We start from the raw sequence: 1,120 nt of genomic DNA, 5'->3' as shown, positions 1-1,120 counted from the left end.
AGGGGGATTTAGGGGGTTGCTCTTTCTTTAGGGGGTTGCCCTCTCTTATTTTACCTCCAATTTATTTTTCTTTAAGGTTTCTTTAAGGTTGCGCGTGCAATATAAAGACATGAACAGCAAGGCAAGAAAGCAATCATCCTGAAGCCTTATATGAAACGGAGGTTTTTCTGATGGATCACAACAATAACAATAATAACAACAATGTAAACGATCTTTTTCGTCGCCCGAACGACGAGTTGAAGCATAGCGAGTCCGAGGGGGATAACCGGCAGTCGGCCGGGAGAGAGGAAGCGGCGGCGAGCCGTGAGCAAAGCTCTCATTACTTTTCCTACGGTCCTTACAAATCTGGCACCTCGGACACGACGGTTAGCGACAATCAAGGCTCCGCCCCGGTGGAAGTAACGCCGCCGAAGCCGATTCGCGCGTACGGCTTTAACTCCGGGGAGCAGCAGCAAGGCCCGATGGGGAATTGGCAGCTCGGCGCGGCACCGAAGAAATCAAGCGGATTCCGCAGCATGTTCGCCGCGTTTATGGCCGGCGTCGTCGTGGTCGGCACGCTGATGTTCGCTTCGGACAAAATGAACCTGTTCACCGGCGCGAAAGGCATTATGACCGGAAACGGCAATCAGAGTTCGGGCGCGCCGGCACAGGCAGCCAATAATAACGGGGATGTGAAGCCTTCTTCGCTTGATCTGGCCCGTCCGACGAATATATCGGGGATCGTGCAGCAGGCAAGTCCGGCGGTCGTTAAGATCGAGACGAAAGTCAAGACGAGAAGCACCGGACGCTCCAGCAATCCGCTGTACGACGACCCGTTCTTCCGCCAATTTTTCGGCGACGATTTCGGCGGCGGCCGTCAGCAGCAGCCTAAAGGCAACGACGGTCAGCTGCAGCCCGGCGGGATGGGGACCGGCTTTATTTTCGAGAAAACCGGCTACATCTTGACCAACGAGCACGTGATTGACGGTGCGGATGAAATTTGGGTAAAAGTCAATTCCAATGGCAGCGAGAAGTCGTATAAAGCGCAATTGCTGGGCAACGACTACGATCTCGACTTGGCCGCGCTGAAGATCGAGCCGGAAAACGGCCAAGAATTCCCGACACTGCCGATCGGCAGTGC

The 1,120-nt window shown here is 54.5% G+C and carries 1 protein-coding gene; it reads left to right on the top strand.

Features of this window, described 5'->3' with window-relative positions:
• Positions 1-170: 170 nt before the first annotated feature.
• Positions 171-1,120 (top strand): trypsin-like peptidase domain-containing protein (locus QJ48_RS35085; protein WP_193394556.1); only part of this gene is annotated, 950 nt, incomplete at its 3' end.

Source organism: Paenibacillus sp. A3, assembly GCF_001399685.1.
Taxonomy (GTDB): Bacteria; Bacillota; Bacilli; order Paenibacillales; family NBRC-103111; genus Paenibacillus_G.
The sequence above is the reverse complement of the archived record's forward strand: the minus strand, read 5'-3'. Positions and strand labels throughout refer to the sequence as shown.